The following is a 25,545-nucleotide window of genomic DNA, read 5'->3' as shown; positions in this document are numbered from 1 at the left end:
ATCTCTGTGCAAATTTTATTTCGACGCAAACGGTTTCGTCGGCGCTCAGGATTCTCTATAATGACGCCCGTTTTCCCCCCTTGCGCACACTGTAAGCGCCCCGGCGCTTCGAAGACGAGAGACTTATGATGGAAATTCTGCGTGGTTCGCCTGCACTGTCTGCCTTCCGTATCACTAAACTGCTGGCACGTTTTCAGGCGGCCGACCTTCCGGTAAGCAATATTTACGCTGAGTATGTCCATTTTGCTGACCTGAATGCCCCCCTGAATGCAGAGGAGCGCGTACAGCTGGAACGCCTGCTCAAGTATGGCCCAAGCCTGAGCAGCCATACGCCAACCGGCAAACTGATCCTTGCGACGCCTCGTCCGGGCACCATCTCCCCCTGGTCTTCCAAAGCCACCGACATCGCCCACAACTGTGGCCTGAGCCAGATTAACCGTCTGGAACGCGGCGTGGCGTACTACGTGGAAGCCTCTACCCTGAGCGACGCGCAGTGGCAGGCGGTTGCGGCTGAACTGCACGATCGCATGATGGAGAGCGTATTTGCCTCTCTCGATGACGCGCAGAAGCTTTTCTCTCACCATCAGCCTGCGCCGGTACAGAGCGTAGACCTGCTGGGGCAGGGCCGTCAGGCGCTGATTGACGCCAACCTGCGTCTCGGCCTGGCGCTGGCTGAAGACGAAATTGATTACCTGCAGGATGCGTTTGTTAAGCTCAACCGTAACCCGAACGACATCGAACTCTACATGTTCGCGCAGGCTAACTCTGAGCACTGCCGCCACAAGATTTTCAACGCCGACTGGATTATTGACGGCGAACAGCAGCCGAAGTCGCTGTTCAAAATGATCAAAAACACCATGGAGCAAACCCCTGACCACGTGCTGTCTGCCTATAAGGACAACGCCGCGGTAATGGAAGGTTCCGAGGTGGGCCGCTTCTTCGCCGATCGCGAAGCAGGGCGCTATGACTTCCATCAGGAGCCCGCGCATATCCTGATGAAAGTGGAAACCCACAACCACCCGACGGCGATCTCCCCGTGGCCGGGCGCGGCGACCGGCTCCGGCGGTGAAATCCGTGATGAAGGTGCGACCGGTCGTGGCGCTAAACCCAAAGCGGGTCTGGTCGGTTTCTCCGTCTCTAACCTGCGTATCCCGGGCTTTGAACAGCCGTGGGAAGAAGATTTCGGCAAGCCAGAGCGTATCGTGACCGCGCTGGATATCATGACCGAAGGCCCGCTGGGCGGCGCGGCGTTTAACAACGAATTTGGTCGTCCGGCGCTGAACGGTTACTTCCGCACCTATGAAGAGAAAGTGGACAGCCACAACGGCGAAGAGCTGCGCGGCTACCACAAACCGATCATGCTGGCGGGCGGGATCGGCAACATCCGTGCCGATCACGTGCAGAAAGGCGAGATCGTCGTCGGCGCGAAGCTGATCGTACTGGGCGGCCCGGCGATGAACATCGGCCTGGGCGGCGGGGCGGCCTCTTCTATGGCCTCCGGCCAGTCTGATGCGGATCTCGACTTCGCCTCCGTGCAGCGCGACAACCCTGAGATGGAGCGCCGCTGCCAGGAAGTGATCGACCGCTGCTGGCAACTGGGCGACGCTAACCCGATCCTCTTCATTCACGACGTGGGCGCGGGCGGCCTGTCCAACGCCATGCCGGAGCTGGTAAGCGACGGCGGCCGCGGCGGGCGTTTCAACCTGCGCGATATCCTGAGCGATGAGCCGGGCATGAGCCCGCTGGAAATCTGGTGTAACGAATCCCAGGAGCGTTACGTGCTGGCGGTTGCTGCCGACCAGCTGCCGCTGTTTGACGAGCTGTGCCGCCGCGAGCGCGCGCCGTATGCCGTCATCGGTGAAGCGACCGAAGAGCAGCACCTTTCCTTAAGCGACACCCACTTTGACAACCAGCCAATCGATCTGCCGCTCGACGTTCTGCTCGGTAAAACGCCGAAGATGACCCGCGACGTAACCACCCGTAAAGCGGCGGGCAAAGCGCTGGATCGCCAGGGCATCACCGTGGCAGAAGCGGTCAACCGCGTGCTGCATCTGCCTGCTGTGGCAGAGAAAACCTTCCTGGTGACCATCGGCGACCGCACCGTGACCGGTATGGTATCGCGCGATCAGATGGTCGGCCCGTGGCAGATCCCTGTCGCTAACTGCGCCGTGACCACCGCGAGCCTCGACAGCTACTACGGCGAAGCGATGGCTCTCGGCGAACGTACCCCGGTGGCGCTGCTGGAATTCGCTGCTTCTGCCCGTCTGGCGGTCGGTGAAGCGCTGACCAACATCGCCGCGACGCAGATTGGCGATATCAAACGTATCAAGCTCTCCGCCAACTGGATGGCCGCTGCCGGCCACCCTGGCGAAGATGCTGGCCTGTATGAAGCCGTGAAAGCGGTGGGCGAGGAGCTGTGTCCTGCCCTCGGCCTGACCATTCCGGTGGGCAAAGACTCCATGTCGATGAAAACCCGCTGGCAGGAAGGCAGCGAGCAGCGCGAGATGACCTCTCCGCTGTCGCTGGTGATCACCGCGTTTGCCCGCGTGGAAGACGTGCGTCACACCGTTACGCCGCAGCTTGCGACCGAAGACAACGCCCTGCTGCTGATTGACCTGGGTAAAGGTCACAACGCGCTGGGTGCTACCGCGCTGGCGCAGGTTTACCGCCAGCTCGGCGACAAGCCAGCCGACGTGCGTGACGTGGCCCAGCTGAAAGGCTTCTACGACGCGATTCAGGCGCTGGTGGCGCAGCGTAAGCTGCTGGCCTACCACGACCGTTCCGACGGCGGCCTGCTGGTGACCCTGGCAGAGATGGCCTTCACCGGCCACTGTGGCGTGGAAGCGAACATTGCGACGCTGGGCGAAGACCGTCTGGCGGCGCTGTTCAACGAAGAGCTGGGCGCCGTGATTCAGGTGCGCGCGGCGGATCGCGACGCGGTTGAAGCGATTCTGGCGAAGCACGGTCTGGCAGACTGCGTGCACTATCTGGGTAAAGCCGTTCAGGGCGACCGCTTCGTGATTGAAGCAGACGGTCACGCGGTATTCAGCGAAAGCCGCACCACGCTGCGCATGTGGTGGGCGGAAACCACCTGGCAGATGCAGCGCCTGCGTGATAACCCGGAATGTGCCGATCAGGAGCATAACGCGAAAGCGAATGACCAGGATCCAGGCCTGAACGTGAAGCTCTCCTTCGACATTAACGAAGATATCGCTGCGCCGTACATTGCGACCGGCGCGCGTCCAAAAGTGGCCGTGCTGCGCGAGCAGGGCGTCAACTCCCACGTTGAGATGGCGGCTGCCTTCCACCGCGCGGGCTTTGACGCTATCGACGTCCACATGAGCGACCTGCTGGCCGGACGTACCGGTCTGGAAGATTTCCAGGCGTTGGTGGCGTGCGGCGGCTTCTCCTACGGCGACGTGCTGGGCGCGGGCGAAGGCTGGGCGAAGTCCATCCTGTTCAACAGCCGCGTGCGCGACGAGTTCGAAACCTTCTTCCACCGTCCGCAGACCCTGGCGCTGGGCGTGTGTAACGGCTGCCAGATGATGTCTAACCTGCGCGAGCTGATCCCGGGCAGCGAAGCCTGGCCGCGCTTTGTGCGCAACCAGTCTGACCGCTTCGAGGCGCGCTTCAGCCTGGTGGAAGTGACCCAAAGCCCGTCTCTGCTGCTGCAGGGAATGGTCGGTTCTCAGATGCCAATCGCCGTTTCCCACGGTGAAGGTCAGGTAGAAGTACGTGATGCTGCGCATCTGGCTCAGCTGGAGAGCAAAGGCCTGGTGGCGCTGCGCTTTGTCGATAACTTCGGCAAGGTGACTGAAACTTACCCGGCTAACCCGAACGGCTCCGCCAACGGTATTACGGCGGTGACCAGCGAAAGCGGTCGCGCGACCATCATGATGCCGCACCCGGAACGCGTATTCCGTACCGTGAGCAACTCCTGGCACCCGGACAACTGGGGCGAGGACAGCCCGTGGATGCGTATCTTCCGCAACGCGCGTAAGCAGTTGGGTTAAGTTTTAGCCACACACCCTTCCAGGCCCGGTAAGCGAAAGCTCCACCGGGCTTTTTTATTTGTGTCGCAATTACGCGACAGACCCGTAATCCAACTGTCTCCAAAAGGCGACATTTAACTCATTGATTTATATGTGGCAGTAAAGGTTCCCGTTAAGGTGTTGCTTAACAGCGACACTTAGCCTGGAAATCATTCAACCGATAATTAACAGGCTAAACGAGTAAAACTCATATATTTCAAACTGTTAATATTTTGTTTTGCATTCTGGCATGGGTGTTGCATAATATTAACCAGTGGCTCATTCACCTGCTTATGTCAGCCCCTTCGGGACGCGCTACATAAACTTCGAATGACGCACAAAAAGGTGCCTGCCGTCCAACTACTGATCATAGCGATGCTTTATCAGGCCAGGGCGAAACGTCGAGTTAGGCACCGCCTCATTCCATGACAAAGCCGGGTTTTTACCCGGCTTTGTTGTATCTGAAGGGCAGACTCAGTTACGCTCTGCGTAAATCCCCATAAAGAGAGTAATGCGTTGAAACGCTGGCCCGTTTTCCCCCGCTCCCTGCGGCAGCTCGTCATGATGGCCTTCCTGCTGATCCTGCTGCCGCTGCTGATCCTTGCCTGGCAGGCGTGGCAAAGCCTGAACGCACTGAGCGCGCAGGCGGCTTTGACCAACCGCACGACGCTCATCGACGCCAGACGCAGTGAAGCAATGACCAACGCCGCGCTGGAGATGGAGCGTAGCTATCGTCAGTATTGCGTGCTTGACGATCGGACGCTGGAAAAGGTTTATCAGAGTCAGCGTAAACGCTACAGCGAAATGCTGGACGCTCACGCGGGGGTCTTGCCTGATGACAAGCTGTATCAGGCGTTACGTCAGGATTTGAACGATCTCGCGCAGCTGCAGTGCAGCAACAGCGGCCCGGATGCCGCCGCCGCCGCGCGCCTCGAAGCATTTGCCGGCGCCAACACCGAGATGGTGCAGTCAACGCGCGCGGTGATTTTCTCTCGCGGCCAGCAGCTCCAGCAGGAGATTGCCGAGCGTGGCCAGTTCTTCGGCTGGCAGGCGCTGGTGCTGTTCCTGGTGAGCCTGGGGCTGGTTCTGCTCTTTACCCGCATGATCATCGGCCCGGTGAAGGGCATTCAGCGTATGATCAACCGTCTGGGGGAGGGGAAATCGCTCGGGGATACGGTAGCCTTTAAAGGTCCCCGCGAGCTGCGATCCGTAGGCCAGCGCATTATCTGGCTGTCCGAGCGCCTGGCGTGGCTCGAATCACAGCGCCATCAGTTCCTGCGCCATATCTCCCATGAGCTTAAAACGCCGCTGGCCAGCATGCGCGAAGGGACGGAACTGCTGGCGGACGAAGTAGCCGGGCCCCTTACGCCAGAACAGAAAGAAATTGTCGAGATCCTGGATAACAGCAGCCGCAATCTGCAAAAGCTGATTGAGCAACTTCTGGATTACAACCGCAAGCTGGCTGACGGGGCGGTCGTACTGGAAAACGTTGAAATTGAGCCCCTGGTGGATATGGTGATCTCCGCCCACAGCTTGCCAGCAAGAGCTAAAATGATGCATACCGGCGTTGAGCTGAATGCGCCTGCGTGCCTGGCTGAACCCATGTTGCTGATGAGCGTTCTAGATAATCTTTACTCCAATGCGGTGCACTATGGTACTGAATCCGGTAACATTTATATCCGAAGTAATACGAATGGTTCACGGGTGTTTATTGACGTCGCAAACACCGGCACCCCGATCCCCGATGACGAAAAAACCATGATCTTCGAACCCTTTTTCCAGGGGAGTCATCAGCGGAAAGGCGCGGTTAAAGGAAGCGGGCTGGGCTTGAGCATCGCCCGGGACTGCATACGACGCATGCAGGGTGAGCTAAACATTGCCGCGGACGAACGTTCAGACGTTTGCTTCCGTATCGAACTGCCCGTGAGCCGGAAAAATCAATAAAATGAATCTATGTCTGGTGAGTATGTCACACGTCTTTTTCCGCGCCGTACGCGCGGTGTTTTCCTGCAACACGCTTCGCCTGAGCCTGCCCTGTTTATTTCTGGCAGGGTGTGTTTCCCATGCGCCACAAAGTGCAATTAGCGATAAACAAGAAGATAAATGGCCCGATAACCAGCTGGCAGATTTCCTCTCAACCCGCTGCGACGACATCTGGAACCTGTCAGGACATGACGTTGAAAGCAACCCGCTGTTCTGGCTGCGAGGAATAGATTGCGCCCAGCGTCTTGCGCCGGTAGACGCCCGCTCGAAGGCGGCGATGCTGGATGACGACACCTGGCAGGACGCTTTCAAGCGCGGAATTTTACTCGCAGATGCGAAAATCACCCCCGTTGAACGCCGCGTCAATGTCACCCGGCTGGACACGTTTGTAGTCAATCTTCCTGTGCAGGTACGCCCGGTATACCAGCTCTGGCGCGATGGACAGACATTACAGCTTCAGCTTTCTGAAGAGCGCTCCCGCTACAGCAAGCTGCAGCAGTCAACCGACAGCGAGCTTGATACGCTGCGTCAACAGCAGCAACATTTACGTACGCAGCTGGATACCACGACGCGCAAGCTGGAAAACCTGACGGATATCGAAAGGCAGCTCTCGTCGCGTAAATATCAGCCGGGGAGTTCATCCGCTGCACCGGACAGCGATACGCCGAAACAAGAGGATGTGAAGCATGACGAGCCGTAAACCTGCCCATCTTTTACTGGTGGATGACGATCCCGGACTGTTAAAGCTGCTGGGGATGCGTCTGGTGAGCGAAGGCTACAGCGTCGTCACCGCTGAAAGCGGGCTGGAAGGACTGAAGATCCTCAGCCGCGAGAAAATCGATCTGGTGATAAGCGACCTGCGGATGGACGAAATGGATGGTCTGCAGCTGTTCGCGGAGATCCAGAAGCAGCAGCCGGGTATGCCCGTGATTATCCTGACGGCGCACGGGTCGATCCCGGATGCGGTTGCCGCGACGCAGCAGGGGGTCTTCAGCTTCCTGACCAAGCCGGTGGACAAAGACGCGCTTTATAAGGCTATCGACAGCGCGCTGGAACACGCCGCCCCGGCGGGGGATGAAGCGTGGCGGGAGTCCATCGTCACCCGCAGCCCCATTATGCTGCGTCTGCTTGAACAGGCCCGGATGGTGGCGCAGTCCGACGTCAGCGTGCTCATCAACGGCCAGAGCGGAACCGGGAAAGAGATCCTGGCGCAGGCGATCCATAACGCCAGCCCGCGCAGTAAAAACGCCTTTATCGCCATTAACTGCGGCGCGCTTCCAGAACAGCTGCTCGAATCTGAACTGTTTGGTCACGCCCGCGGCGCATTCACCGGCGCGGTGAGCAGCCGGGAAGGGCTGTTCCAGGCCGCGGAAGGGGGCACGCTGTTCCTGGACGAGATTGGCGACATGCCCGCGCCGCTGCAGGTCAAACTGCTGCGCGTATTGCAGGAGCGAAAAGTTCGCCCGCTGGGCAGCAATCGCGACATTGATATTAACGTACGCATTATTTCCGCTACCCACCGCGACTTGCCAAAAGTGATGGCCCGCAACGAGTTTCGCGAAGATCTCTACTACCGTCTGAACGTGGTGAATCTGAAGATCCCGGCGCTGGCGGAGCGTGCGGAAGACATTCCGCTGCTGGCGAACCATCTTTTGCGCCAGGCGGCCGATCGCCATAAACCATTCGTGCGCGCGTTTTCCACCGACGCGATGAAGCGGCTGATGGCCGCAGGCTGGCCGGGTAACGTGCGCCAGCTGGTGAACGTGATTGAGCAGTGCGTGGCGCTGACCTCCTCACCGGTGATCAGCGATGCGCTGGTGGAGCAGGCGCTGGAAGGGGAAAACACGGCCCTGCCGACGTTTGCGGAAGCGCGGAATCAGTTTGAGCTGAACTATCTGCGTAAGCTATTGCAGATCACCAAAGGCAACGTGACCCACGCGGCGCGCATGGCCGGACGCAACCGCACCGAGTTCTACAAGCTGCTGTCGCGCCACGAGCTGGAAGCAAACGATTTTAAAGAGTAATGCCGTATGGTACTGTGAGCAATCGATTACGAGGCAGCTTACAGGCAAGAGTTTAAGGACCCACCATGAAAAAGATTGATGCGATTATTAAACCTTTCAAACTGGATGACGTGCGTGAAGCGCTGGCGGAAGTCGGCATCACCGGGATGACCGTGACGGAAGTGAAAGGTTTTGGTCGTCAGAAGGGCCACACCGAGCTTTACCGTGGCGCAGAGTACATGGTCGACTTTCTGCCGAAAGTAAAAATTGAAATCGTGGTCAGCGACGATATCGTCGATACCTGCGTGGATACCATTATCCGCACGGCGCAGACGGGCAAAATCGGCGACGGTAAAATCTTCGTCTTTGACGTGGCGCGCGTGATCCGTATTCGTACCGGCGAAGAAGACGACGCCGCGATTTAACAATGCCAACGGTTTTGTAGGCCGGGTAAGGTGCAACCACCCGGCGAAAAAAAAGCCCCTCGAACGAGGGGCTTTTTCATTACAGCACCTTATGGGGCCCGAAACATTCATAATGAATGTTGTCTTTGTTCACACCCAGCTCCACCAGCTGCTTCGCGGCATACTGCATAAACGCCACCGGCCCGCAGACGTAGAACTGCATGTCCGGCGCGCTAAACGCCCCTTCCATCAGGCTTAAATTCATCAGACCTTCGCTGTCAAATCGTGCGGCCGCGCGGTCTGCATCCGTCGGCAGGCGATACCAGGTGTGCGCGGTGAAGCGCGGCAGGGACGCCCCGAGCGTTTTCACTTCATCAGCAAAGGCGTGCACGTCACCGTTTTCCGCAGCGTGGAACCAGTTGACCTGCGCACCGTGGTTGGCTTTCGCCAGCGTATCAAGCATCGCCAGCATTGGCGTTTGGCCTACGCCCGCAGAGATCAGCGTAACCGGGGTATTCGCTTCAACGGCCATGAAGAAATCGCCCGCCGGCGCGGCCAGATGAACCACGTCGCCCACGTTAGCTTCGCTGTGAAGCCAGTTGGATACCTGACCGCCGTCCTCACGCTTCACCGCAATGCGGTAGCCTTTGCCGTTTGGCTTGCGGGTAAGAGAATACTGGCGGATCTCCTGATGCGGGAAACCTTCAGGCTTCAGCCACACGCCCAGATACTGGCCCGGCTGGTAATCGGCAACCGGCTGTCCGTCCACTGGCTCAAATTCAAAGCTGGTAATCAGCGCGCTGCGCGGCGTTTTCTCAACGATGCGGAAGGCGCGCGTGCCTTCCCAGCCGCCGTTCTTGCTGGCATTTTCGCTGTAGATCTGCGCTTCGCGGTTGATAAACACGTTTGCCAGCACGCCGTAGGCTTTCCCCCACGCGTCCAGCACCTCCTGGCCCGGGCTGAACATCTCGTCCAGCGTTGCCAGCAGGTGGCCACCCACAATGTTGTACTGCTCGGGCTGGATCTGGAAGCTGGTGTGCTTCTGCGCGATTTTTTCCACCGCGGGCAGCAGTGCCGCCAGGTTTTCAATATTGCTGGCGTAGGCCGCGATGGCGTTGAAAAGCGCTTCGCGCTGATCGCCGTTACGCTGGTTGCTCATGTTGAAAATTTCCTTGAGCTCCGGGTTGTGCGTGAACATGCGATCGTAGAAATGGGCGGTGAGTTTAGGGCCGGTTTCCACCAGCAGGGGAATGGTGGCTTTAACGGTAGCGATGGTTTGAGCGTCGAGCATGAGCGCATCCTTCTGATGTGACTTTAATGATGTATTTTAAATGCATCTTATAAAAAATACCCCTGCGTTGTAAATGGTTCTTTGCAAGATGAAAAATATGCATCACAAACCTGAAAAGAAATCCGCTGGAAAGAGCGAGAGCTTTATTCCTCAAACCCTTGCGTGGCGGGTAGGAAAACGTTTGCGTAAAATCGTTTGTCAAGACCTGTTATCACAGAACTAATCAGTTATACTGTTGCCCGTCGTCCAACAGGACTGCCTTTTCAGGCCAAAATTTACTTGTTAGCTGAGTCAGGAGATGCGGATGTTAAAGCGTGAAATGAACATTGCCGATTATGATGCCGAACTGTGGCAGGCTATGGAGCAGGAAAAAGTACGTCAGGAAGAGCACATCGAACTGATCGCCTCCGAAAACTACACCAGCCCGCGCGTCATGCAGGCGCAGGGTTCTCAGCTAACTAACAAATATGCTGAAGGTTACCCGGGCAAGCGCTATTACGGCGGTTGCGAGTACGTTGATATCGTTGAGCAGCTGGCTATCGACCGTGCGAAAGAACTCTTTGGCGCTGACTACGCGAACGTGCAGCCGCACTCTGGCTCTCAGGCTAACTTCGCGGTCTACACCGCGCTGCTGCAGCCGGGCGATACCGTTCTGGGTATGAACCTGGCGCAGGGCGGCCACCTGACTCACGGCTCCCCGGTTAACTTCTCCGGCAAACTGTACAACATCATCCCTTACGGTATTGATGAGTCCGGTAAAATTGACTACGAAGACATGGCGAAGCAGGCTAAAGAGCACAAACCGAAGATGATCATCGGTGGCTTCTCTGCTTACTCCGGTATCGTTGACTGGGCAAAAATGCGTGAAATCGCGGACAGCATCGGTGCTTACCTGTTCGTCGACATGGCGCACGTTGCGGGCCTGATTGCCGCTGGCGTTTACCCGAACCCGGTTCCACACGCTCACGTTGTGACCACCACCACCCACAAAACCCTGGCGGGTCCACGCGGTGGCCTGATCCTGGCGAAAGGCGGTGACGAAGAGCTGTACAAAAAACTGAACTCCGCTGTATTCCCAAGCGCGCAGGGCGGCCCGCTGATGCACGTTATCGCGGCAAAAGCGGTCGCGCTGAAAGAAGCGATGGAGCCTGAGTTCAAGGTTTATCAGCAGCAGGTTGCTAAGAATGCCAAAGCGATGGTGGAAGTGTTCCTGAACCGTGGCTACAAAGTGGTATCCGGCGGTACTGAAAACCACCTGTTCCTGTTGGATCTGGTTGATAAGAACCTGACCGGTAAAGAAGCTGACGCAGCCCTGGGCCGCGCCAACATCACCGTGAACAAAAACAGCGTGCCAAACGATCCGAAGAGCCCGTTCGTGACCTCCGGTATCCGTATCGGTTCTCCGGCCGTAACTCGCCGCGGCTTTAAAGAAGCGGAAGTGAAAGAGTTGGCTGGCTGGATGTGTGACGTTCTGGACAACATCAATGACGAAGCGGTTATCGAGCGCGTCAAAGGTAAAGTTCTGGATATCTGCGCACGCTTCCCGGTTTACGCATAATTCCTCTGCCTGGCAGAAATAAAAAAGGCCGCGCTTGCGGCCTTTTTTATGGCTTAACGCCGGTCGAGGGAAATGGCTCCAGGTCCGACAATCGCCAGCAAAATAAAGGCGCCAGCAATACTGACGTTCTTATAGAAGTTAATCATATTCGGCACGACCGCATCACCTGTCATATCCCAGTAGTGGTGCCCAATCACCGCGGTTCCGAGGGTATAGAATACAAACAGTACCGCGAGAGGACGGGTGAAAAAGCCCAGGACGATCAGGATAGCGGCAGGCACTTCCATTACCACCGCAATAATGGCCGCCAGCATGGGCATCGGCGCACCCAGCGAGGTCATATATTGTACGGTGCCGCTAAACCCCGTCAGTTTTGGATAACCAAAGATAATAAACAGCACGACAAGCGCGATGCGGCCAATCAGCAGCAGCAGGTGACGTGACTGACCGAAATCTAAATAACGTAGAGTGTTCATAGCTGGCTCATTTTTCAGGGGACCCAATCTAAAATTAATACACAAATCCATAGTCTTCCATTCAGCTTTTCTTCATAAATCAGGCGTTCGCGTGATGTTAAATTCAGACTTCGTGTAAAATTGTCTCTTTTCTTTGGCAAGGGAAATTTATGCAGTGCATATCATGTCAGCAAGAAGAGGCAAATAAAGAATCCGGGCTGTGTAATCAGTGTGAGCGTGTAGACGAAAAGAAAATTAACGGGCTGCTTTATCTCCCGGCGGCGGGCCTGATGATTAACCTCATCATGACGCCTATTGGAGCATGGAATTACTTTGCGGCGATGTTCCACTTTTTCCAGTCAGGGGGAATTAACCTGTTTGGGGCCGTGGGTATCGCGGTAATGATAATTGATGTGGCACTGACCGCGGCCGCAGGCTGGTATTTCTTTAAAAGAAAGTCGGGTATCCGTAAGATCATCATTCCCTACTATTTAATGGGCGTTGTCTTTATGCTCTATTTTGTGGGCATACCAGCCTGGCTCTTCGACGCAAGGCTGGATACGGCTGATATTCGCAATGCGCTTTCCTCCATTGTTGGCGCATCGATCTGGATCCCCTACTTCCTGGTTTCCAAACGCATTAATCAGGTCTTTGTACGCTAGACGTTTCGCAGGGCCGCCATGGCCCTGTGAAATGTGCGTGTTATTCACTTGTTAATAGTTGCTTGCGCAGGCTTTGATTTAACGCCAGACTATGGCCTCGATTTCGGGAGGGATTCATGGTCTTGCATTCCACGCGCTGGCTGGCGCTCAGTTATTTCACCTATTTCTTTAGCTACGGTATTTTTCTGCCCTTCTGGAGCGTCTGGCTCAAGGGTATCGGCCTGACTCCTGAGACTATCGGTGTCCTGCTGGGGGCCGGGCTGGTAGCGCGTTTCCTCGGCAGCCTGCTAATTGCCCCGCGCGTCAGCGATCCCTCCTTGCTGATCAAGGCCGTGCGTATTCTTGCTCTGCTGACGCTGGTCTTTGTTGCCTGCTTCTGGGTCAGCCACCAGTTTGCCTGGCTGATGGTGGTGATGGTCGGCTTTAACCTGTTCTTCTCACCGCTGGTACCGCTAACGGATGCCCTGGCGAACACCTGGCAAAAGCAGATCACCATGGACTATGGCCGCGTGCGCCTGTGGGGCTCTATTGCCTTTGTGATAGGTTCCGCGCTGGTGGGCAAACTGGTCAGCCTTTACGATTACCGCGCCATTCTCGCCCTGCTGAGTATCGGTATTGCCTCAATGCTGCTGGGCATGCTGCTGCGTCCGTCGGTGATGCCGCAAGGGGAAAGCCGCCATCAGGAGAGCGCAGGCTGGCCCGCCTGGCGGAGCCTGGTGGCCCAGAGCTGGCGTTTTCTGGCGTGTGTCTGTCTGCTTCAGGGGGCGCATGCGGCGTACTATGGCTTCAGCGCCATCTACTGGCAGGGGGCGGGATACTCAGCTTCCGCAGTGGGCTATCTGTGGTCGCTGGGGGTAGTGGCCGAAGTCATTATCTTCGCCCTGAGCAAGAAGCTGTTCCGCCGCTTTGGCGCGCGAGACCTGCTGCTGCTTTCCGCCGTGTGCGGCGTGGCGCGCTGGGGGATTATGGGCTGGACGACCGATCTGCCATGGCTGATAGTGGCGCAAATCCTTCACTGCGGCACCTTTACCGTGTGCCATCTGGCGGCCATGCGCTATATCGCAGCGCGCGAGGGCGGAGACGTTATTCGCCTGCAGGCCGTCTATTCGGCGGTCGCGATGGGGGGCAGTATCGCGATCATGACGGTCTTTGCGGGGTTCCTCTACCAGCATCTGGGGCATGGGGTCTTCTGGGTGATGGCGATGGTCGCCTTACCCGCCATCGTTGTTCGTCCTAAAGTGGCCGCTCGCGCCTCGCTATGATTCCAGCATGGCGCGAATATGTTCTTGCTGCTGCGCGTTCAATGTCTCAACGGCATGTATCAGCGGCGGCGAGAACAGCGGCAGGACGGTAGGGTAGGGGGTGATAACCAGCGCGGCTTCGCGCGGTGCCCCCTCTTTCTGAAAAGCCTGCAGCGTCAGATAGCGAATGTTGAGCGGCAGCAGCGTCAGCTCGCGAAGCTGCTGTTCAATCAGATCCTCGCTGGCTTTATCGTCTCCCGTCAGCAGGATCACCTGTTTTTCGTGCAGATCGGTCTCCTGCATCAGCCAGGCACCGAAAATCACCGCGACAAGACTCATCTCTTCATCTGAAAAACGCAGCCCAAACTCCGCTTCCAGCTCAAACAGCGCTTCCTTTGTGGTGCGTAACAGCCGGGGATAAAGGCGATGGATCTCCTCCGGCAGGCTATTGTCGATGCCGATCTCAAACAGCGAGCGGTCCAGCGCCTGAGCCAGATGGATATACAGCTGATCGGTCAGCCCTTGCTCATCGCTGAAGTTCATCCCGGTCTGCGCGCGAAAACGAGCGACCATGCGCACGATGGCCCGACGCAAGCGCTGATCCTGCTGGTGTTTATCGAGCACCGGATCGGGCGTGCGGAGCATCATAAACAGCAGGGCCAGAAACAGCTGTTCATCCCCGTGCGCACCCTGCGGCACGCGACGTCTCCAGTGACGCACGATCTCCTGGGCCGTAAAATACTCCCCTCTCGACTGGGTCCAGCTGCGCTGAACGTGAGAAAACTGCGGCGTATTCCCGAGCTGGTGCTGAATAAGACAGTATTGCAGATAGAGCTGTAAAAACTGGACGTCGCGGCATTCAAACTGGCGCTGCAGCTTGCGGGAGCAGAAGCCGATCAGCGCCCGCAGGTTCGCATCATCGTAAAGCGGCCGCGCAATGCCGTGTTGTTTAAGCGCGGTTTTTAATGCGGGGGTAAACTGGTGCGAGACAAACTGCGGGCAAAGCCGCAGCGCCCGGCGCAGCCAGTGCAGCAGGCATAAACGCTGATTCAGGGCTGTGCCTTCAATCCGGTAGCTGCCGTCGTGGTGCGTGACGATGTCCAGCCGGTGATAGCGCTGGATTTCATCGCGCGTCTCGGCTATATCTTGCCGTGCCATCGCGTCGTCCACCCCGTTGGCAGCAATTATGCTCTGTGCGGTGACGGCAGCATCGGGCAGGTAAAGCATCAAAAGCACCTGGCAGCGGCGCTGCGAACTGGAAAGCACAGATGGAATTTCAAGCGTCGTCATCATCTGTCGGGTATCCAGTGTGAATGTTTGATAAGAATAGCTAAAGGATGAGCGCTGAAAAGCGCGCCGGCAGGCCTTTCACTCAGGATTGCTGGGGAACATCACAGAATTTTTGACGTGAGGAATTGATGCAAACAGTTAAACAAAGTGCGATGGCGTTATTTTTGGCGGTTATCAGCTTCACCGCCAGCGCACATCCTCACAGTTTTATTGACCTCCAGACCGAGCTGGTTACCGACGGCACGCAGCTGAGCGGCCTGAAGATGCGCTGGACGATGGATGAAATCACCTCGGCCGATCTGCTCTATGATGCGGGAAACGCTAAGCCTGGCGATGAAATCTGGAAAAAGCTGGCGGCGGAAGTGATGGCTAACGTGCTCGGCCAGCACTACTTCACAGAATTCTGGCACAACGGGCAGAAGGTCAAATTTCTGAACCGGCCAACGGAATACGGTATGACGCGTGACGGGCATCAGGCGGTGCTGACGTTTGTGCTTCCGCTGGCGCATCCGCAGCCGCTGGCGGGGCAAACGTACCGCTTTTCTACCTTTGATCCTACCTACTATGTCGACATGCGCTATGACAAAGACGGCGACGTACGGCTGCCGGACGCTCTGCAAAAAAACTGCAAAATTGGCGTGCACACCCCGAAACCCAGCGAAGAGACGCTGAACTTTGCGATCTCGCTTGATAAAGAAGATGCACCCCCTGAGGACATGGAGTTGGGTAAACAGTTCGCGCAGGAGGTGACGTTACAATGTCAGTGATCTCTTCTCCGGTTCGTAAACCGCGCCGCTGGCTGCACCTCTGGCCGCTGGCGCTCTTTCTCCTGCTAGCCGTTTGCGGTTCGCTCTGGCTATGGCAGACCTGGCCGCAGGTCATGATGAAAAGCATCGTCTGGCAGCGTGAGGTCAACCAGCAGATGAGCGGCCTGCTGAAGGCGGTGGCGGAGAACCCGACCAAAGCGGGCGGATCCCTGCTGGCGTTCAGCTTTATCTATGGCGTTCTGCACGCGCTGGGGCCGGGGCACGGCAAAATCGTGATCGCGACCTGGCTCGCCACCCATCCGTCGAAGCTGAAATCGAGTATCGGGCTGACGCTGGCCTCCTCGCTGCTTCAGGGCAGCGTGGCGATTGCGCTCGTCGTTGTCGTGCTTTCGCTGTTGCAGCTTCCCGCGCGCCAGCTGCACATGAGCAGTTTCTGGCTGGAGAAGGGGAGCTACGCGCTGGTTGGCGTGCTGGGGGTGATCCTCTGTTGGCGGGCGCTGAAAAAGCTGCGCGTGCTGCTGCAAAAACCGATATTCAAAGCCTTTACGCCGCACCACGTTCATGATGAACACTGCGGCTGCGGACATCAGCATTTACCCACGCAGGAACAATTACAGAACGGCGACGACTGGCGCGCGAGGTTGATGATTGTTCTCTCGATGGGGATGCGTCCGTGCTCGGGGGCCATCATGGTGCTGCTGTTCAGTAAGGTGATTGGCGTGTTTGGCTGGGGAATGCTCTCTGCGCTGGCGATGGCGGCAGGAACGTCTCTCACCATTTCGTCTTTAGCGCTGCTGGTTCACAGCTTCCGTCAGCTGGCGGTCAGACTCAGCGGCAATAAAACGCCGGTGCTGTGGCGGCAGGTAGGGTGGACAACGCTTGCGCTGGCGGGCGGAGTGATTCTGCTGGTGGCGGCGGTGACGATGTGGATGAGCGCGGTGCCGGTGGGAAGGGGATTGCGGCCTTTCTAGCGTACTGAGGGATTTTGTAGGCCCGGTAAGCGTAGCGCCACCGGGCTTAACTAACTGGATTAACGCTTCAGCGCATCGCTCAGTTCATCACGCATGTTTGCCAGCATGGCTTTAACAACGCGTGGATTACCCGCAACGACGTTACCGGTAGACATATAGTTATGGCCGCCGGTGAAATCACACACGATGGCGCCTGCTTCACGTGCGATCAGCTCGCCCGCAGCAAAGTCCCACGGCTTCAGAGACAGCTCGAAGTAACCGTCAACGCGGCCGGTCGCCACGTAGGCCAGATCCAGCGCGGCAGAACCGGTGCGGCGGAAGTCAGCGCATTCGGTAAACAGTTTGCCCAGGATATTCATATAGGTGGTCGCGTGCTGTTTCGCCTTGAACGGGAAACCGGTCGCCAGGATGGTGCCGTCCAGATCGCGTGCGTTGCTGCAGCGCAGACGGTAGCCGTTCAGCTGTGCGCCCTGACCGCGGGTAGCGGTGAACAGTTCATTACGCATTGGATCGTAAACAACGGCGACTTCAGTACGGCCTTTAATGCGTACTGCGATAGACACAGAGAAGTGTGGCAGGCGTTTAACAAAGTTGGTGGTGCCATCCAGTGGATCGATAACCCATTGAACATCCTGATCGGTACCTTCATGTTCACCGCTTTCTTCGGTGATGATGGTGTGCTGCGGGTAAGATTTGCGGATCGTTTCGATAATAATCGCTTCTGCGGCTTTATCGACGTTAGTCACGAAATCATTGCTGCCTTTCTGGCTGGTTTCTACGGAGTCTGGCGTTTCGTAGTGTTTGGCAATTACATTACCCGCCTTGCGCGCTGCGCGCACGGCGATGGTCAGCATCGGATGCATCGGTCTCTCTCACTGGATGTTAAAGAACAGGAAAATCGGCGCAGAGTATAGCAGTGGGATCGGATTATGTCTCCCGTTTATGATAATATGCCGGAATATTCTTCAGACGCTGAATTCAGACATTAAAAATTATGCTGCAAAACATTCGAATCGTGCTGGTCGAAACATCGCACACCGGCAACATGGGCTCCGTTGCCCGCGCTATGAAAACCATGGGCTTAACGAACCTGTGGCTGGTTAATCCGCTGGTGAAACCTGACTCGCAGGCTATCGCCCTGGCGGCCGGTGCCAGCGACGTGATCGGCAACGCCCAGATCGTCGATACCCTTGACGAAGCGCTGGCCGGCTGCAGCCTTGTTGTTGGCACCAGCGCACGTTCACGCACGCTGCCGTGGCCGATGCTGGATCCGCGCGAATGCGGCCTGAAAAGCGTCTCAGAAGCGGAGCAGGCACCGGTTGCGCTGGTGTTTGGCCGCGAGCGCGTTGGCCTGACCAACGACGAGCTGCAGAAATGCCACTATCACGTCGCCATCGCGGCGAACCCGGAATACAGCTCGCTGAACCTGGCGATGGCGGTACAGGTTATCGCCTATGAAGTGCGTATGGCGTGGCTGGCGACGCAGGAGAAACAGGTAGAGCCTAAAGAAGAGACGGCCTACCCGCTGGTGGACGACCTTGAGCGCTTCTACGGTCACCTGGAGCAGACGCTGCTCTCAACCGGCTTTATTCGTGAAGGCCACCCGGGCCAGGTGATGAACAAGCTGCGCCGTATGTTTACCCGCGCTCGCCCGGAAAGCCAGGAGCTGAACATCCTGCGCGGGATTCTGGCGTCGATTGAGCAGAAGAATAAAGAGTAGTGTCGATTTCCCCCCTCTCCTCGTGGGAGAGGGCTGGGGTGAGGGCATCAGGCCGCACCTGGGTTATGAAGGCACGGAACGTTAAATACCTGACTAAAACAGTCAAGTAAATAGTTGACCATTTTAGTCAGGAATGTCAGACTTGGCCCTGCTATGCAATACCCCCATTTTACAATAAAAAACCCCGGGCAGGGGCGAGTTTGAGGTTAAGTAAGACATGAGACTGACATCTAAAGGGCGTTATGCCGTGACCGCGATGCTGGACGTTGCGCTCAACTCCGAAGCGGGCCCGGTTCCGTTGGCTGATATTTCTGAACGACAAGGGATCTCCCTCTCTTACCTGGAACAGCTGTTCTCCAGACTGCGTAAAAATGGACTGGTTTCCAGCGTTCGTGGCCCAGGCGGCGGTTATCTGCTGGGTAAAGACGCGGGCAGTATTGCAGTTGGCGAAGTGATCAGCGCAGTTGACGAATCCGTTGACGCGACCCGTTGCCAGGGTAAAGGTGGCTGCCAGGGCGGCGATAAGTGCCTGACCCACGCGCTGTGGCGCGATCTGAGCGACCGTTTGACCGGCTTCCTCAACAACATCACCCTCGGTGAGCTGGTGAATAACCAGGAAGTTCTGGACGTATCGGGCCGTCAGCACGGCCATGATTCCCAACGCAGCACCCGCGCGCAGGACGCTATCGACGTCAAACTGCGCGCGTAATAAAACGATAAAGATTTCAGAATCAGGCCGGGGCGGTCACGCCCCGCGTACTCGGTCGTACATCCAGCCGGTTGCCTGATTCCTTGCATTGAAGCGATGTACGGAGTTTAAAGAGCAATGAAATTACCGATTTATCTCGATTACTCCGCAACCACGCCGGTGGACCCGCGTGTTGCCGAGAAAATGATGCAGTGTCTGACCCTGGACGGAAACTTTGGTAACCCAGCTTCCCGTTCACACCGTTTTGGCTGGCATGCTGAAGAGGCGGTTGATATCGCCCGTAATCAGATTGCCGACCTGGTGGGTGCCGACCCGCGTGAGATTGTTTTCACCTCCGGTGCGACCGAATCCGACAACCTGGCGATCAAAGGTGCAGCCAACTTTTATCAGAAAAAAGGCAAGCACATCATCACCAGCAAAACCGAACACAAAGCCGTGCTGGATACCTGCCGCCAGCTGGAGCGTGAAGGGTACGAAGTGACTTACCTGGCGCCACAGAGCAACGGGATCATCGACCTGAAAGAGCTCGAAGCGGCCATGCGTGATGACACCATTCTGGTTTCCATCATGCACGTTAACAACGAAATCGGCGTCGTTCAGGACATTGCAACCATCGGCGAAATGTGCCGCGCGCGCGGTATCATCTATCACGTTGACGCGACTCAGAGCGTGGGCAAACTGCCTATCGATCTGAGCCAGCTGAAAGTGGACCTGATGTCCTTCTCCGGCCACAAAATTTATGGCCCGAAAGGGATCGGCGCGCTGTACGTTCGTCGTAAACCGCGTATCCGCATCGAAGCACAGATGCACGGCGGCGGTCACGAGCGCGGCATGCGTTCCGGCACTCTGCCTGTTCACCAGATCGTGGGCATGGGCGAAGCGTACCGCATTGCAAAAGAAGAGATGGAAACCGAGATGGCGCGCCTGCGCACGCTGCGTAACCGTCTGTGGGACGGCGTGAAAGATATGGAAGAAGTGTATCTGAACGGCGATCTCGAGCAGGGCGCACCGAACATCCTCAACGTCAGCTTCAACTATGTTGAAGGCGAATCGCTGATCATGGCGCTGAAAGACCTGGCGGTTTCTTCCGGTTCTGCCTGTACCTCTGCAAGCCTTGAGCCATCCTACGTGCTGCGTGCGCTGGGTATGACTGACGAGCTGGCACACAGTTCTATCCGTTTCTCTTTAGGTCGTTTCACTACCGAAGAAGAGATTGACTACACCATCAAGCTGGTTCGCAACTCCATTGGCCGTCTGCGCGACCTTTCTCCACTGTGGGAAATGTTCAAGCAGGGCGTGGATCTGAACAGCATTGAATGGTCACATCACTAATCGGTACATAAGGAGAATTCAATCATGGCATACAGCGAAAAAGTCATCGATCATTACGAAAACCCACGCAACGTTGGCTCTTTTGACAACAGCGACGAATCTGTCGGTAGCGGCATGGTTGGCGCACCGGCGTGTGGCGACGTGATGAAGTTGCAGATTAAAGTCAACAATGAAGGTATCATTGAAGACGCGCGCTTCAAGACCTACGGCTGCGGTTCTGCAATTGCGTCCAGCTCCCTGGTTACCGAATGGGTTAAGGGCAAGTCTCTGGACGAAGCACAGGCAATTAAGAACACCGATATTGCTGAAGAACTCGAACTGCCACCGGTGAAAATTCACTGTTCAATTCTGGCAGAAGACGCGATCAAAGCCGCCATTGCGGATTACAAAAGCAAACGTGAAGCAAAATAATTGAGGTTTGAGTATGTCGATTACCCTTAGCGACAGCGCTGCCGCGCGAGTAAGCTCTTTTCTGGCGAACCGTGGTAAAGGCTTTGGCCTGCGACTGGGCGTACGTACCTCCGGCTGTTCTGGTATGGCTTACGTACTGGAGTTTGTTGACGAACCGGCGTCTGACGACACCGTGTTTGAAGACAAGGGCGTGAAGGTGGTGGTCGATGGCAAAAGCCTGCAATTCCTCAACGGCACTCAGCTGGACTTCGTTAAAGAAGGCCTGAACGAAGGGTTCAAGTTCACGAACCCGAACGTCAAAGACGAGTGTGGTTGCGGCGAAAGCTTCCACGTTTAACCGCGCGTCATCCGAAACCCCACCGTGGCGTACCCGCTGCGCGTGGGGTTTGTTCTAACAGGCTACCCCTGAGATTGTTATGGATTACTTCACTCTCTTCGGACTACCCGCTCAATACCCGATCGATCTCCAGGCGTTGACGATCCGTTTTCAGGATCTGCAGCGTCAGTACCATCCGGACAAATTCGCGAGCGGTACTCAGGCAGAGCAGCTGGCTGCGGTTTCCCACTCTGCCACCATCAACCAGGCCTGGCAGACGCTGCGCCACCCGCTGGCGCGCGCTGAATATCTGCTCTCGCTCCACGGTTTTGATCTGGCGAGCGAACAGCACACCGTGCGCGACACGGCGTTTCTGATGGAGCAGCTAGAGCTTCGCGAAGAGCTCGATGAGATTGAACAGGCCAAAGACGAAGCGCGTCTGGAAAGCTTTATCACGCGCGTGAAGGGCATGTTCGATACCCGCCATCAGCAGATGGTGGAGCAACTGAACAACGAGACCTGGGACGTGGCGGCAGACACTGTGCGCAAACTCCGTTTTCTCGATAAACTGCGAAGCAGTGCTGAACAACTCGAAGAAAAGCTGCTCGATTTTTAATTTCGGAAGCAATTATGGCCTTATTACAAATTAGTGAGCCTGGCTTAAGTGCCGCACCGCACCAGCGTCGTCTGGCGGTGGGTATCGATCTGGGCACCACCAATTCCCTCGTGGCGACCGTGCGCAGCGGCCAGGCGGAAACGCTGGCCGACGAGCAGGGGCGCCATCTGCTGCCTTCCGTGGTCCACTACCAGCAGCAGGGTCGCGCGGTAGGCTATGACGCCCGCGCTAACGCCGCGCGCGATCCGGCCAACACCATCAGCTCCGTCAAGCGCATGATGGGACGCTCGCTGGCCGATATTCAGACCCGCTACCCGCATCTGCCGTATCAGCTGCAGGCCAGTGAAAACGGCCTGCCGATGATTGCGACCGCGGCCGGTCTGCTGAACCCGATTCGCGTTTCCTCCGACATCCTCAAAGCGCTGGCTGAGCGCGCTACTGCGACGCTCGGCGGCGATCTGGACGGCGTAGTCATTACCGTTCCGGCCTATTTTGACGATGCACAGCGCCAGGGCACCAAAGACGCCGCGCGTCTGGCGGGCCTGCACGTGCTGCGTTTGCTGAACGAACCGACGGCGGCTGCGATTGCCTACGGCCTCGATTCCGGTCAGGAAGGGGTGATCGCGGTTTACGATCTCGGCGGCGGGACGTTTGATATCTCTATCCTGCGCCTGAGCCGCGGGGTGTTTGAAGTACTGGCTACCGGCGGGGATTCCGCACTGGGCGGCGATGACTTCGACCATCTGCTGGCGGATTACATTCGCGAGCAGGCGGGCATCAGCGATCGCAGCGATGCGCGCGTGCAGCGTGAACTGCTGGATGCGGCCATCGACGCTAAAATCGCCCTTAGCGATGCGCAGACGGTTACCGTAAATGTTGCGGGCTGGCAGGGTGAGATCGCCCGCGACCAGTTCAGCGATCTGATTGCCCCGCTGGTGAAACGCACCCTGCTGGCCTGCCGTCGCGCACTGAAAGATGCGGGCGTTGAGGCGAACGAGGTGCTGGAAGTGGTCATGGTGGGCGGTTCGACCCGCGTGCCGCTGGTGCGCGAGCGCGTGGGCGAATTCTTTGGCCGCACGCCGCTGACCTCCATCGATCCGGACAAAGTGGTTGCCGTGGGCGCCGCTATCCAGGCCGATATTCTGGTCGGCAACAAGCCGGACAGCGAAATGCTGCTGCTGGACGTCATCCCGCTGTCGCTCGGGTTAGAAACCATGGGCGGCCTGGTAGAGAAAGTGATCCCGCGTAACACCACTATTCCGGTGGCGCGCGCGCAGGAGTTCACCACCTTCAAAGACGGTCAGACCGCGATGTCCATCCACGTAATGCAGGGCGAGCGCGAGCTGGTGCAGGACTGCCGCTCTCTGGCGCGCTTTGCGCTGCGCGGCATCCCGGCGCTGCCTGCGGGTGGGGCGCACATTCGCGTCACCTTCCAGGTGGATGCCGACGGCCTGCTGAGCGTCACGGCGATGGAAAAATCCACCGGCATGGAATCGTCCATTCAGGTGAAGCCGTCCTACGGCCTGACCGATGGCGAAATCGCCTCCATGATTCAGGACTCAATGAGCTACGCCGAGCAGGATGTGAAGGCGCGTATGCTGGCTGAACAGAAAGTTGAAGCCGCCCGCGTGCTGGAGAGCCTGAACGGCGCGCTCGCTGCCGACGCCGCGCTGTTAAGCGCCGCTGAGCGCCAGGTGATTGACGACGCTGCCGCGCGCTTAAGCGCCGTGGCCGAAGGCAATGACGCTGACGCAATAGAAGAAGCCATTAAAAACGTTGATAAACAAACCCAGGACTTCGCTGCTCGCCGCATGGACAAATCTGTCCGCGTCGCGCTGAAAGGCCAGTCCGTGGACGAGGTTTAATATGCCAAAGATTGTTATTTTGCCTCATGCGGACCTCTGTCCGGATGGCGCTGTTCTGGAAGCGAAGACCGGTGAAACCATTCTCGATGTAGCCCTGCGTGCAGGTATCGAAGTGGAACACGCCTGTGAAAAATCCTGTGCCTGCACCACCTGCCACTGCATCGTGCGTGAAGGTTTTGACTCTCTTGCCGAGAGCACCGAAGACGAAGACGACATGCTGGATAAAGCATGGGGTCTGGAGCCAGACAGCCGCTTAAGCTGCCAGGCTGCGGTGACCGATGAAGATCTGGTCGTGGAATTCCCACGCTACACCATCAACCACGCACGCGAGCATTAATATGGGACTGAAGTGGACAGACAGCCGTGAAATCGGCGAAGCGCTCTACGACGCGAACCCGGATCTCGATCCGAAGACCGTACGATTCACCGATATGCATCAGTGGATCTGCGATTTAGAGGATTTCGACGACGATCCAAACGCATCCAATGAAAAAATTCTGGAGGCGATTCTGTTAGTCTGGTTAGATGAAGCAGAATAAATAACAAAACGGGCTGCCTTCAGGCGGCCCGTTTGCTAGTTGCTAATAAGGAAAAATAAAATGACCGAAGCGATGAAGATTACGCTCTCTACGCAGCCCGCCGACGCGCGCTGGGGCGAAAAAGCCAGCTACAGCATCAACAACGACGGTTTTACCCTGCACCTGACGGGCAACGATGATTTGGGCCTGATCCAGCGCGCCGCGCGTAAAATTGACGGTCTGGGCATTAAGCATGTCTCGCTGGAAGGCGAAGGGTGGGACACCGACCGCAGCTGGGCATTCTGGGCAGGTTACAAAGGGCCGAAAGGCAGCCGCAAAATTGAGTGGGCGAACCTCGACGAAGCCGGTCAAAAAGAGCTGGAAAGCCGCCTGCAAATCATCGACTGGGTGCGCGACACCATTAACGCTCCGGCGGAAGAGTTAGGCCCTGAGCAGCTGGCGCAGCGCGCGGTTGACCTGCTGTGCGGCGTGGCGGGCGACAAAATGTCCTACCGTATCACCAAGGGTGAAGACCTGCGCGAGCAGAACTACATGGGTATCCACACCGTGGGCCGCGGCTCCGAGCGTCCTCCGGTCCTGCTGGCGCTGGATTACAACCCAACCGGCGATAAAGCAGCGCCAGTCTTTGCCTGCCTGGTAGGTAAAGGCATCACCTTCGACACCGGCGGCTACAGCCTGAAGCAGAGCGCGTTCATGGACTCCATGAAGTCCGACATGGGCGGTGCGGCAACCATCACCGGCGCGCTGGCGTTTGCCATCACCCGCGGTCTGAAAAAGCGCGTGAAGCTGTATCTGTGCTGCGCGGACAACATGGTGAGCGGTAACGCCTTCAAGCTGGGCGACATCATTCGCTACCGCAACGGTAAAAACGTTGAGGTGATGAACACCGACGCCGAAGGCCGCCTGGTGCTGGCCGATGGCCTGATCGACGCGTCTGCCCAGAAGCCTGAGCTGATCATCGACATGGCGACCCTGACCGGCGCGGCGAAAACCGCCCTGGGCAACGATTACCATGCGCTGTTCAGCTTTGACGACAAGCTGGCTGCTCGCCTGCTGGCAAGCGCCGCTGCGGAAAACGAACCGTTCTGGCGTCTGCCGCTGGCCGAGTTCCACCGCAGCCAGCTGCCGTCCAACTTTGCCGAGCTGAACAACACCGCGAGCGCGGCGTACCCGGCGGGTGCAAGTACGGCGGCAGGGTTCCTGTCCCACTTCGTTGAGAATTATCACGAAGGCTGGCTTCACATTGACTGCTCCGCGACGTATCGTAAAGCGGCGGTAGAGCAGTGGTCCGCGGGCGCGACCGGTCTGGGCGTGCGTACCGTGGCGAACCTGCTGACGGCTGAGTAATCTTCATTGCCCTCACCCCAACCCTCTCCCACGG

Annotated in this window: 24 protein-coding genes; 20 read left to right on the top strand and 4 right to left on the bottom strand. The window is 57.4% G+C overall.

From position 1 onward, the window contains the following. The first annotated feature begins 125 nt into the window (after positions 1-125). The 5 genes from purL (at position 126) to glnB (ending at position 8,442) form a co-directional block, all read left to right on the top strand. Positions 126-4,013 carry a phosphoribosylformylglycinamidine synthase gene (purL, locus tag ACMWLG_RS12255; RefSeq protein ID WP_045399589.1) on the top strand — a complete coding sequence of 1,296 codons (3,888 nt, stop codon included), beginning with the start codon at positions 126-128 and terminating at the stop codon, positions 4,011-4,013. A 534-nt stretch (positions 4,014-4,547) separates the two neighbouring features. Next, entirely contained in the window at positions 4,548-5,975 is a 1,428-nt protein-coding gene (qseE, locus tag ACMWLG_RS12250; protein WP_045399592.1) for a two component system sensor histidine kinase QseE/GlrK, read from the top strand. 1 nt (position 5,976) lies between these two features. Continuing rightward, the gene (gene qseG / locus ACMWLG_RS12245) at positions 5,977-6,714 is read left to right on the top strand and encodes a two-component system QseEF-associated lipoprotein QseG (RefSeq protein WP_023308836.1); all 738 of its coding nucleotides are present in this window, start codon (positions 5,977-5,979) and stop codon (positions 6,712-6,714) included. Beyond that, the gene (gene glrR / locus ACMWLG_RS12240; protein WP_023308835.1) at positions 6,701-8,038 is read left to right on the top strand and encodes a two-component system response regulator GlrR; all 1,338 of its coding nucleotides are present in this window, start codon (positions 6,701-6,703) and stop codon (positions 8,036-8,038) included. Before qseG ends, glrR begins: the two co-directional genes overlap by 14 nt. Before the next feature lie 65 nt (positions 8,039-8,103). Beyond that, positions 8,104-8,442, top strand: coding sequence for a nitrogen regulatory protein P-II (gene glnB / locus ACMWLG_RS12235; protein WP_003860685.1), 339 nt, complete (start codon positions 8,104-8,106; stop codon positions 8,440-8,442). Between the two features lie 79 nt (positions 8,443-8,521). Here glnB and hmpA read toward each other — a convergent pair whose 3' ends face one another. Continuing rightward, positions 8,522-9,712: an NO-inducible flavohemoprotein gene (gene hmpA / locus ACMWLG_RS12230; protein WP_023308834.1), complete on the bottom strand. Its 1,191-nt coding sequence runs from the start codon at positions 9,710-9,712 to the stop codon at positions 8,522-8,524. 304 nt (positions 9,713-10,016) lie between these two features. On the opposite strand from hmpA, the gene glyA reads away from it, so the two are divergent. Next, positions 10,017-11,270 carry a serine hydroxymethyltransferase gene (gene glyA / locus ACMWLG_RS12225; RefSeq protein ID WP_008502165.1) on the top strand — a complete coding sequence of 418 codons (1,254 nt, stop codon included), beginning with the start codon at positions 10,017-10,019 and terminating at the stop codon, positions 11,268-11,270. Between the two features lie 53 nt (positions 11,271-11,323). On the opposite strand, the gene ACMWLG_RS12220 is transcribed toward glyA, so the two are convergent. Continuing rightward, positions 11,324-11,746 carry a DoxX family protein gene (locus tag ACMWLG_RS12220; RefSeq protein ID WP_032667909.1) on the bottom strand — a complete coding sequence of 141 codons (423 nt, stop codon included), beginning with the start codon at positions 11,744-11,746 and terminating at the stop codon, positions 11,324-11,326. A gap of 149 nt (positions 11,747-11,895) precedes the next feature. Between ACMWLG_RS12220 and ACMWLG_RS12215 the strand changes: the two genes are divergently transcribed. Next, entirely contained in the window at positions 11,896-12,387 is a 492-nt protein-coding gene (locus tag ACMWLG_RS12215; RefSeq protein WP_045399594.1) for a DUF2569 domain-containing protein, read from the top strand. 116 nt (positions 12,388-12,503) lie between these two features. Further along, a complete protein-coding gene (locus ACMWLG_RS12210) occupies positions 12,504-13,649 on the top strand; it encodes a 3-phenylpropionate MFS transporter (RefSeq protein WP_045399597.1) in 1,146 nt (381 codons plus the stop codon). Here ACMWLG_RS12210 and csiE read toward each other — a convergent pair. After that, entirely contained in the window at positions 13,644-14,921 is a 1,278-nt protein-coding gene (gene csiE, locus ACMWLG_RS12205; protein WP_045399600.1) for a stationary phase inducible protein CsiE, read from the bottom strand. The two genes, ACMWLG_RS12210 and csiE, sit on opposite strands and share 6 nt — an antisense overlap. A gap of 125 nt (positions 14,922-15,046) precedes the next feature. Here csiE and ACMWLG_RS12200 point away from each other — a divergent pair, with 125 nt between their 5' ends. Together ACMWLG_RS12200 and ACMWLG_RS12195 are read left to right on the top strand one after the other, a co-directional pair. Then, complete coding sequence (locus ACMWLG_RS12200) at positions 15,047-15,685, top strand: DUF1007 family protein (RefSeq protein ID WP_045399603.1); 639 nt, start codon at positions 15,047-15,049, stop codon at positions 15,683-15,685. Beyond that, positions 15,676-16,656, top strand: a complete 981-nt coding sequence (locus ACMWLG_RS12195) for a nickel/cobalt transporter (protein ID WP_045620567.1) — start codon at positions 15,676-15,678, stop codon at positions 16,654-16,656. Before ACMWLG_RS12200 ends, ACMWLG_RS12195 begins: the two co-directional genes overlap by 10 nt. Positions 16,657-16,715: 59 nt before the next feature. Here the strand turns inward: ACMWLG_RS12195 and suhB are convergent, their stop codons facing one another. Further along, the gene (gene suhB, locus ACMWLG_RS12190) at positions 16,716-17,519 is read right to left on the bottom strand and encodes an inositol-1-monophosphatase (RefSeq protein ID WP_023308828.1); all 804 of its coding nucleotides are present in this window, start codon (positions 17,517-17,519) and stop codon (positions 16,716-16,718) included. A gap of 131 nt (positions 17,520-17,650) precedes the next feature. Here suhB and trmJ point away from each other — a divergent pair, with 131 nt between their 5' ends. From trmJ to pepB, 10 genes are all read left to right on the top strand, one after another. Beyond that, positions 17,651-18,376 carry a tRNA (cytosine(32)/uridine(32)-2'-O)-methyltransferase TrmJ gene (gene trmJ / locus ACMWLG_RS12185; protein WP_033146224.1) on the top strand — a complete coding sequence of 242 codons (726 nt, stop codon included), beginning with the start codon at positions 17,651-17,653 and terminating at the stop codon, positions 18,374-18,376. A 217-nt stretch (positions 18,377-18,593) separates the two neighbouring features. Continuing rightward, complete coding sequence (gene iscR, locus ACMWLG_RS12180) at positions 18,594-19,085, top strand: Fe-S cluster assembly transcriptional regulator IscR (protein WP_045399615.1); 492 nt, start codon at positions 18,594-18,596, stop codon at positions 19,083-19,085. A 117-nt stretch (positions 19,086-19,202) separates the two neighbouring features. Then, positions 19,203-20,417, top strand: coding sequence for a cysteine desulfurase (gene iscS / locus ACMWLG_RS12175; protein ID WP_008502157.1), 1,215 nt, complete (start codon positions 19,203-19,205; stop codon positions 20,415-20,417). A 24-nt stretch (positions 20,418-20,441) separates the two neighbouring features. Beyond that, complete coding sequence (gene iscU / locus ACMWLG_RS12170; protein ID WP_003860661.1) at positions 20,442-20,828, top strand: Fe-S cluster assembly scaffold IscU; 387 nt, start codon at positions 20,442-20,444, stop codon at positions 20,826-20,828. Between the two features lie 13 nt (positions 20,829-20,841). Beyond that, entirely contained in the window at positions 20,842-21,165 is a 324-nt protein-coding gene (gene iscA, locus ACMWLG_RS12165; protein ID WP_003860659.1) for an iron-sulfur cluster assembly protein IscA, read from the top strand. 79 nt (positions 21,166-21,244) lie between these two features. Beyond that, on the top strand, positions 21,245-21,760 hold the full coding sequence (hscB, locus tag ACMWLG_RS12160; protein ID WP_024908642.1) for a co-chaperone HscB: 516 nt from the start codon (positions 21,245-21,247) through the stop codon (positions 21,758-21,760). Between the two features lie 14 nt (positions 21,761-21,774). Further along, positions 21,775-23,625, top strand: coding sequence for a Fe-S protein assembly chaperone HscA (gene hscA / locus ACMWLG_RS12155; protein ID WP_045620569.1), 1,851 nt, complete (start codon positions 21,775-21,777; stop codon positions 23,623-23,625). A gap of 1 nt (position 23,626) precedes the next feature. Next, entirely contained in the window at positions 23,627-23,962 is a 336-nt protein-coding gene (gene fdx / locus ACMWLG_RS12150) for an ISC system 2Fe-2S type ferredoxin (protein WP_003860652.1), read from the top strand. A 1-nt stretch (position 23,963) separates the two neighbouring features. Further along, positions 23,964-24,164 carry a Fe-S cluster assembly protein IscX gene (iscX, locus tag ACMWLG_RS12145; RefSeq protein WP_003860650.1) on the top strand — a complete coding sequence of 67 codons (201 nt, stop codon included), beginning with the start codon at positions 23,964-23,966 and terminating at the stop codon, positions 24,162-24,164. 60 nt (positions 24,165-24,224) lie between these two features. Further along, positions 24,225-25,511: an aminopeptidase PepB gene (gene pepB, locus ACMWLG_RS12140; RefSeq protein ID WP_045399621.1), complete on the top strand. Its 1,287-nt coding sequence runs from the start codon at positions 24,225-24,227 to the stop codon at positions 25,509-25,511. Positions 25,512-25,545 lie beyond the last annotated feature (34 nt).

Origin of the sequence: Enterobacter sp. 01-M-02-SI-ECC (genome assembly GCF_047530595.1) — a bacterium.
Taxonomy (GTDB): Bacteria; Pseudomonadota; Gammaproteobacteria; order Enterobacterales; family Enterobacteriaceae; genus Enterobacter; species Enterobacter cloacae_M.
Note: the sequence above shows the minus strand (reverse complement) of the source record. Positions and strands in the feature narration are given on the sequence as shown.

Excerpts from the sequence above, each read along its gene's own strand:
- purL (WP_045399589.1), top strand. The coding sequence starts at position 126 with ATGATGGAAATTCTGCGTGGTTCGCCTGCACTGTCTGCCTTCCGTATC.
- qseG (WP_023308836.1), top strand. The coding sequence starts at position 5,977 with ATGAATCTATGTCTGGTGAGTATGTCACACGTCTTTTTCCGCGCCGTA.
- glrR (WP_023308835.1), top strand. The coding sequence starts at position 6,701 with ATGACGAGCCGTAAACCTGCCCATCTTTTACTGGTGGATGACGATCCC.
- glnB (WP_003860685.1), top strand. The coding sequence starts at position 8,104 with ATGAAAAAGATTGATGCGATTATTAAACCTTTCAAACTGGATGACGTG.
- hmpA (WP_023308834.1), bottom strand. The coding sequence starts at position 9,712 with ATGCTCGACGCTCAAACCATCGCTACCGTTAAAGCCACCATTCCCCTG.
- glyA (WP_008502165.1), top strand. The coding sequence starts at position 10,017 with ATGTTAAAGCGTGAAATGAACATTGCCGATTATGATGCCGAACTGTGG.
- ACMWLG_RS12220 (WP_032667909.1), bottom strand. The coding sequence starts at position 11,746 with ATGAACACTCTACGTTATTTAGATTTCGGTCAGTCACGTCACCTGCTG.
- ACMWLG_RS12215 (WP_045399594.1), top strand. The coding sequence starts at position 11,896 with ATGCAGTGCATATCATGTCAGCAAGAAGAGGCAAATAAAGAATCCGGG.
- ACMWLG_RS12210 (WP_045399597.1), top strand. The coding sequence starts at position 12,504 with ATGGTCTTGCATTCCACGCGCTGGCTGGCGCTCAGTTATTTCACCTAT.
- csiE (WP_045399600.1), bottom strand. The coding sequence starts at position 14,921 with ATGATGACGACGCTTGAAATTCCATCTGTGCTTTCCAGTTCGCAGCGC.
- ACMWLG_RS12200 (WP_045399603.1), top strand. The coding sequence starts at position 15,047 with ATGCAAACAGTTAAACAAAGTGCGATGGCGTTATTTTTGGCGGTTATC.
- ACMWLG_RS12195 (WP_045620567.1), top strand. The coding sequence starts at position 15,676 with ATGTCAGTGATCTCTTCTCCGGTTCGTAAACCGCGCCGCTGGCTGCAC.
- suhB (WP_023308828.1), bottom strand. The coding sequence starts at position 17,519 with ATGCATCCGATGCTGACCATCGCCGTGCGCGCAGCGCGCAAGGCGGGT.
- trmJ (WP_033146224.1), top strand. The coding sequence starts at position 17,651 with ATGCTGCAAAACATTCGAATCGTGCTGGTCGAAACATCGCACACCGGC.
- iscR (WP_045399615.1), top strand. The coding sequence starts at position 18,594 with ATGAGACTGACATCTAAAGGGCGTTATGCCGTGACCGCGATGCTGGAC.
- iscS (WP_008502157.1), top strand. The coding sequence starts at position 19,203 with ATGAAATTACCGATTTATCTCGATTACTCCGCAACCACGCCGGTGGAC.
- iscU (WP_003860661.1), top strand. The coding sequence starts at position 20,442 with ATGGCATACAGCGAAAAAGTCATCGATCATTACGAAAACCCACGCAAC.
- iscA (WP_003860659.1), top strand. The coding sequence starts at position 20,842 with ATGTCGATTACCCTTAGCGACAGCGCTGCCGCGCGAGTAAGCTCTTTT.
- hscB (WP_024908642.1), top strand. The coding sequence starts at position 21,245 with ATGGATTACTTCACTCTCTTCGGACTACCCGCTCAATACCCGATCGAT.
- hscA (WP_045620569.1), top strand. The coding sequence starts at position 21,775 with ATGGCCTTATTACAAATTAGTGAGCCTGGCTTAAGTGCCGCACCGCAC.
- fdx (WP_003860652.1), top strand. The coding sequence starts at position 23,627 with ATGCCAAAGATTGTTATTTTGCCTCATGCGGACCTCTGTCCGGATGGC.
- iscX (WP_003860650.1), top strand. The coding sequence starts at position 23,964 with ATGGGACTGAAGTGGACAGACAGCCGTGAAATCGGCGAAGCGCTCTAC.
- pepB (WP_045399621.1), top strand. The coding sequence starts at position 24,225 with ATGACCGAAGCGATGAAGATTACGCTCTCTACGCAGCCCGCCGACGCG.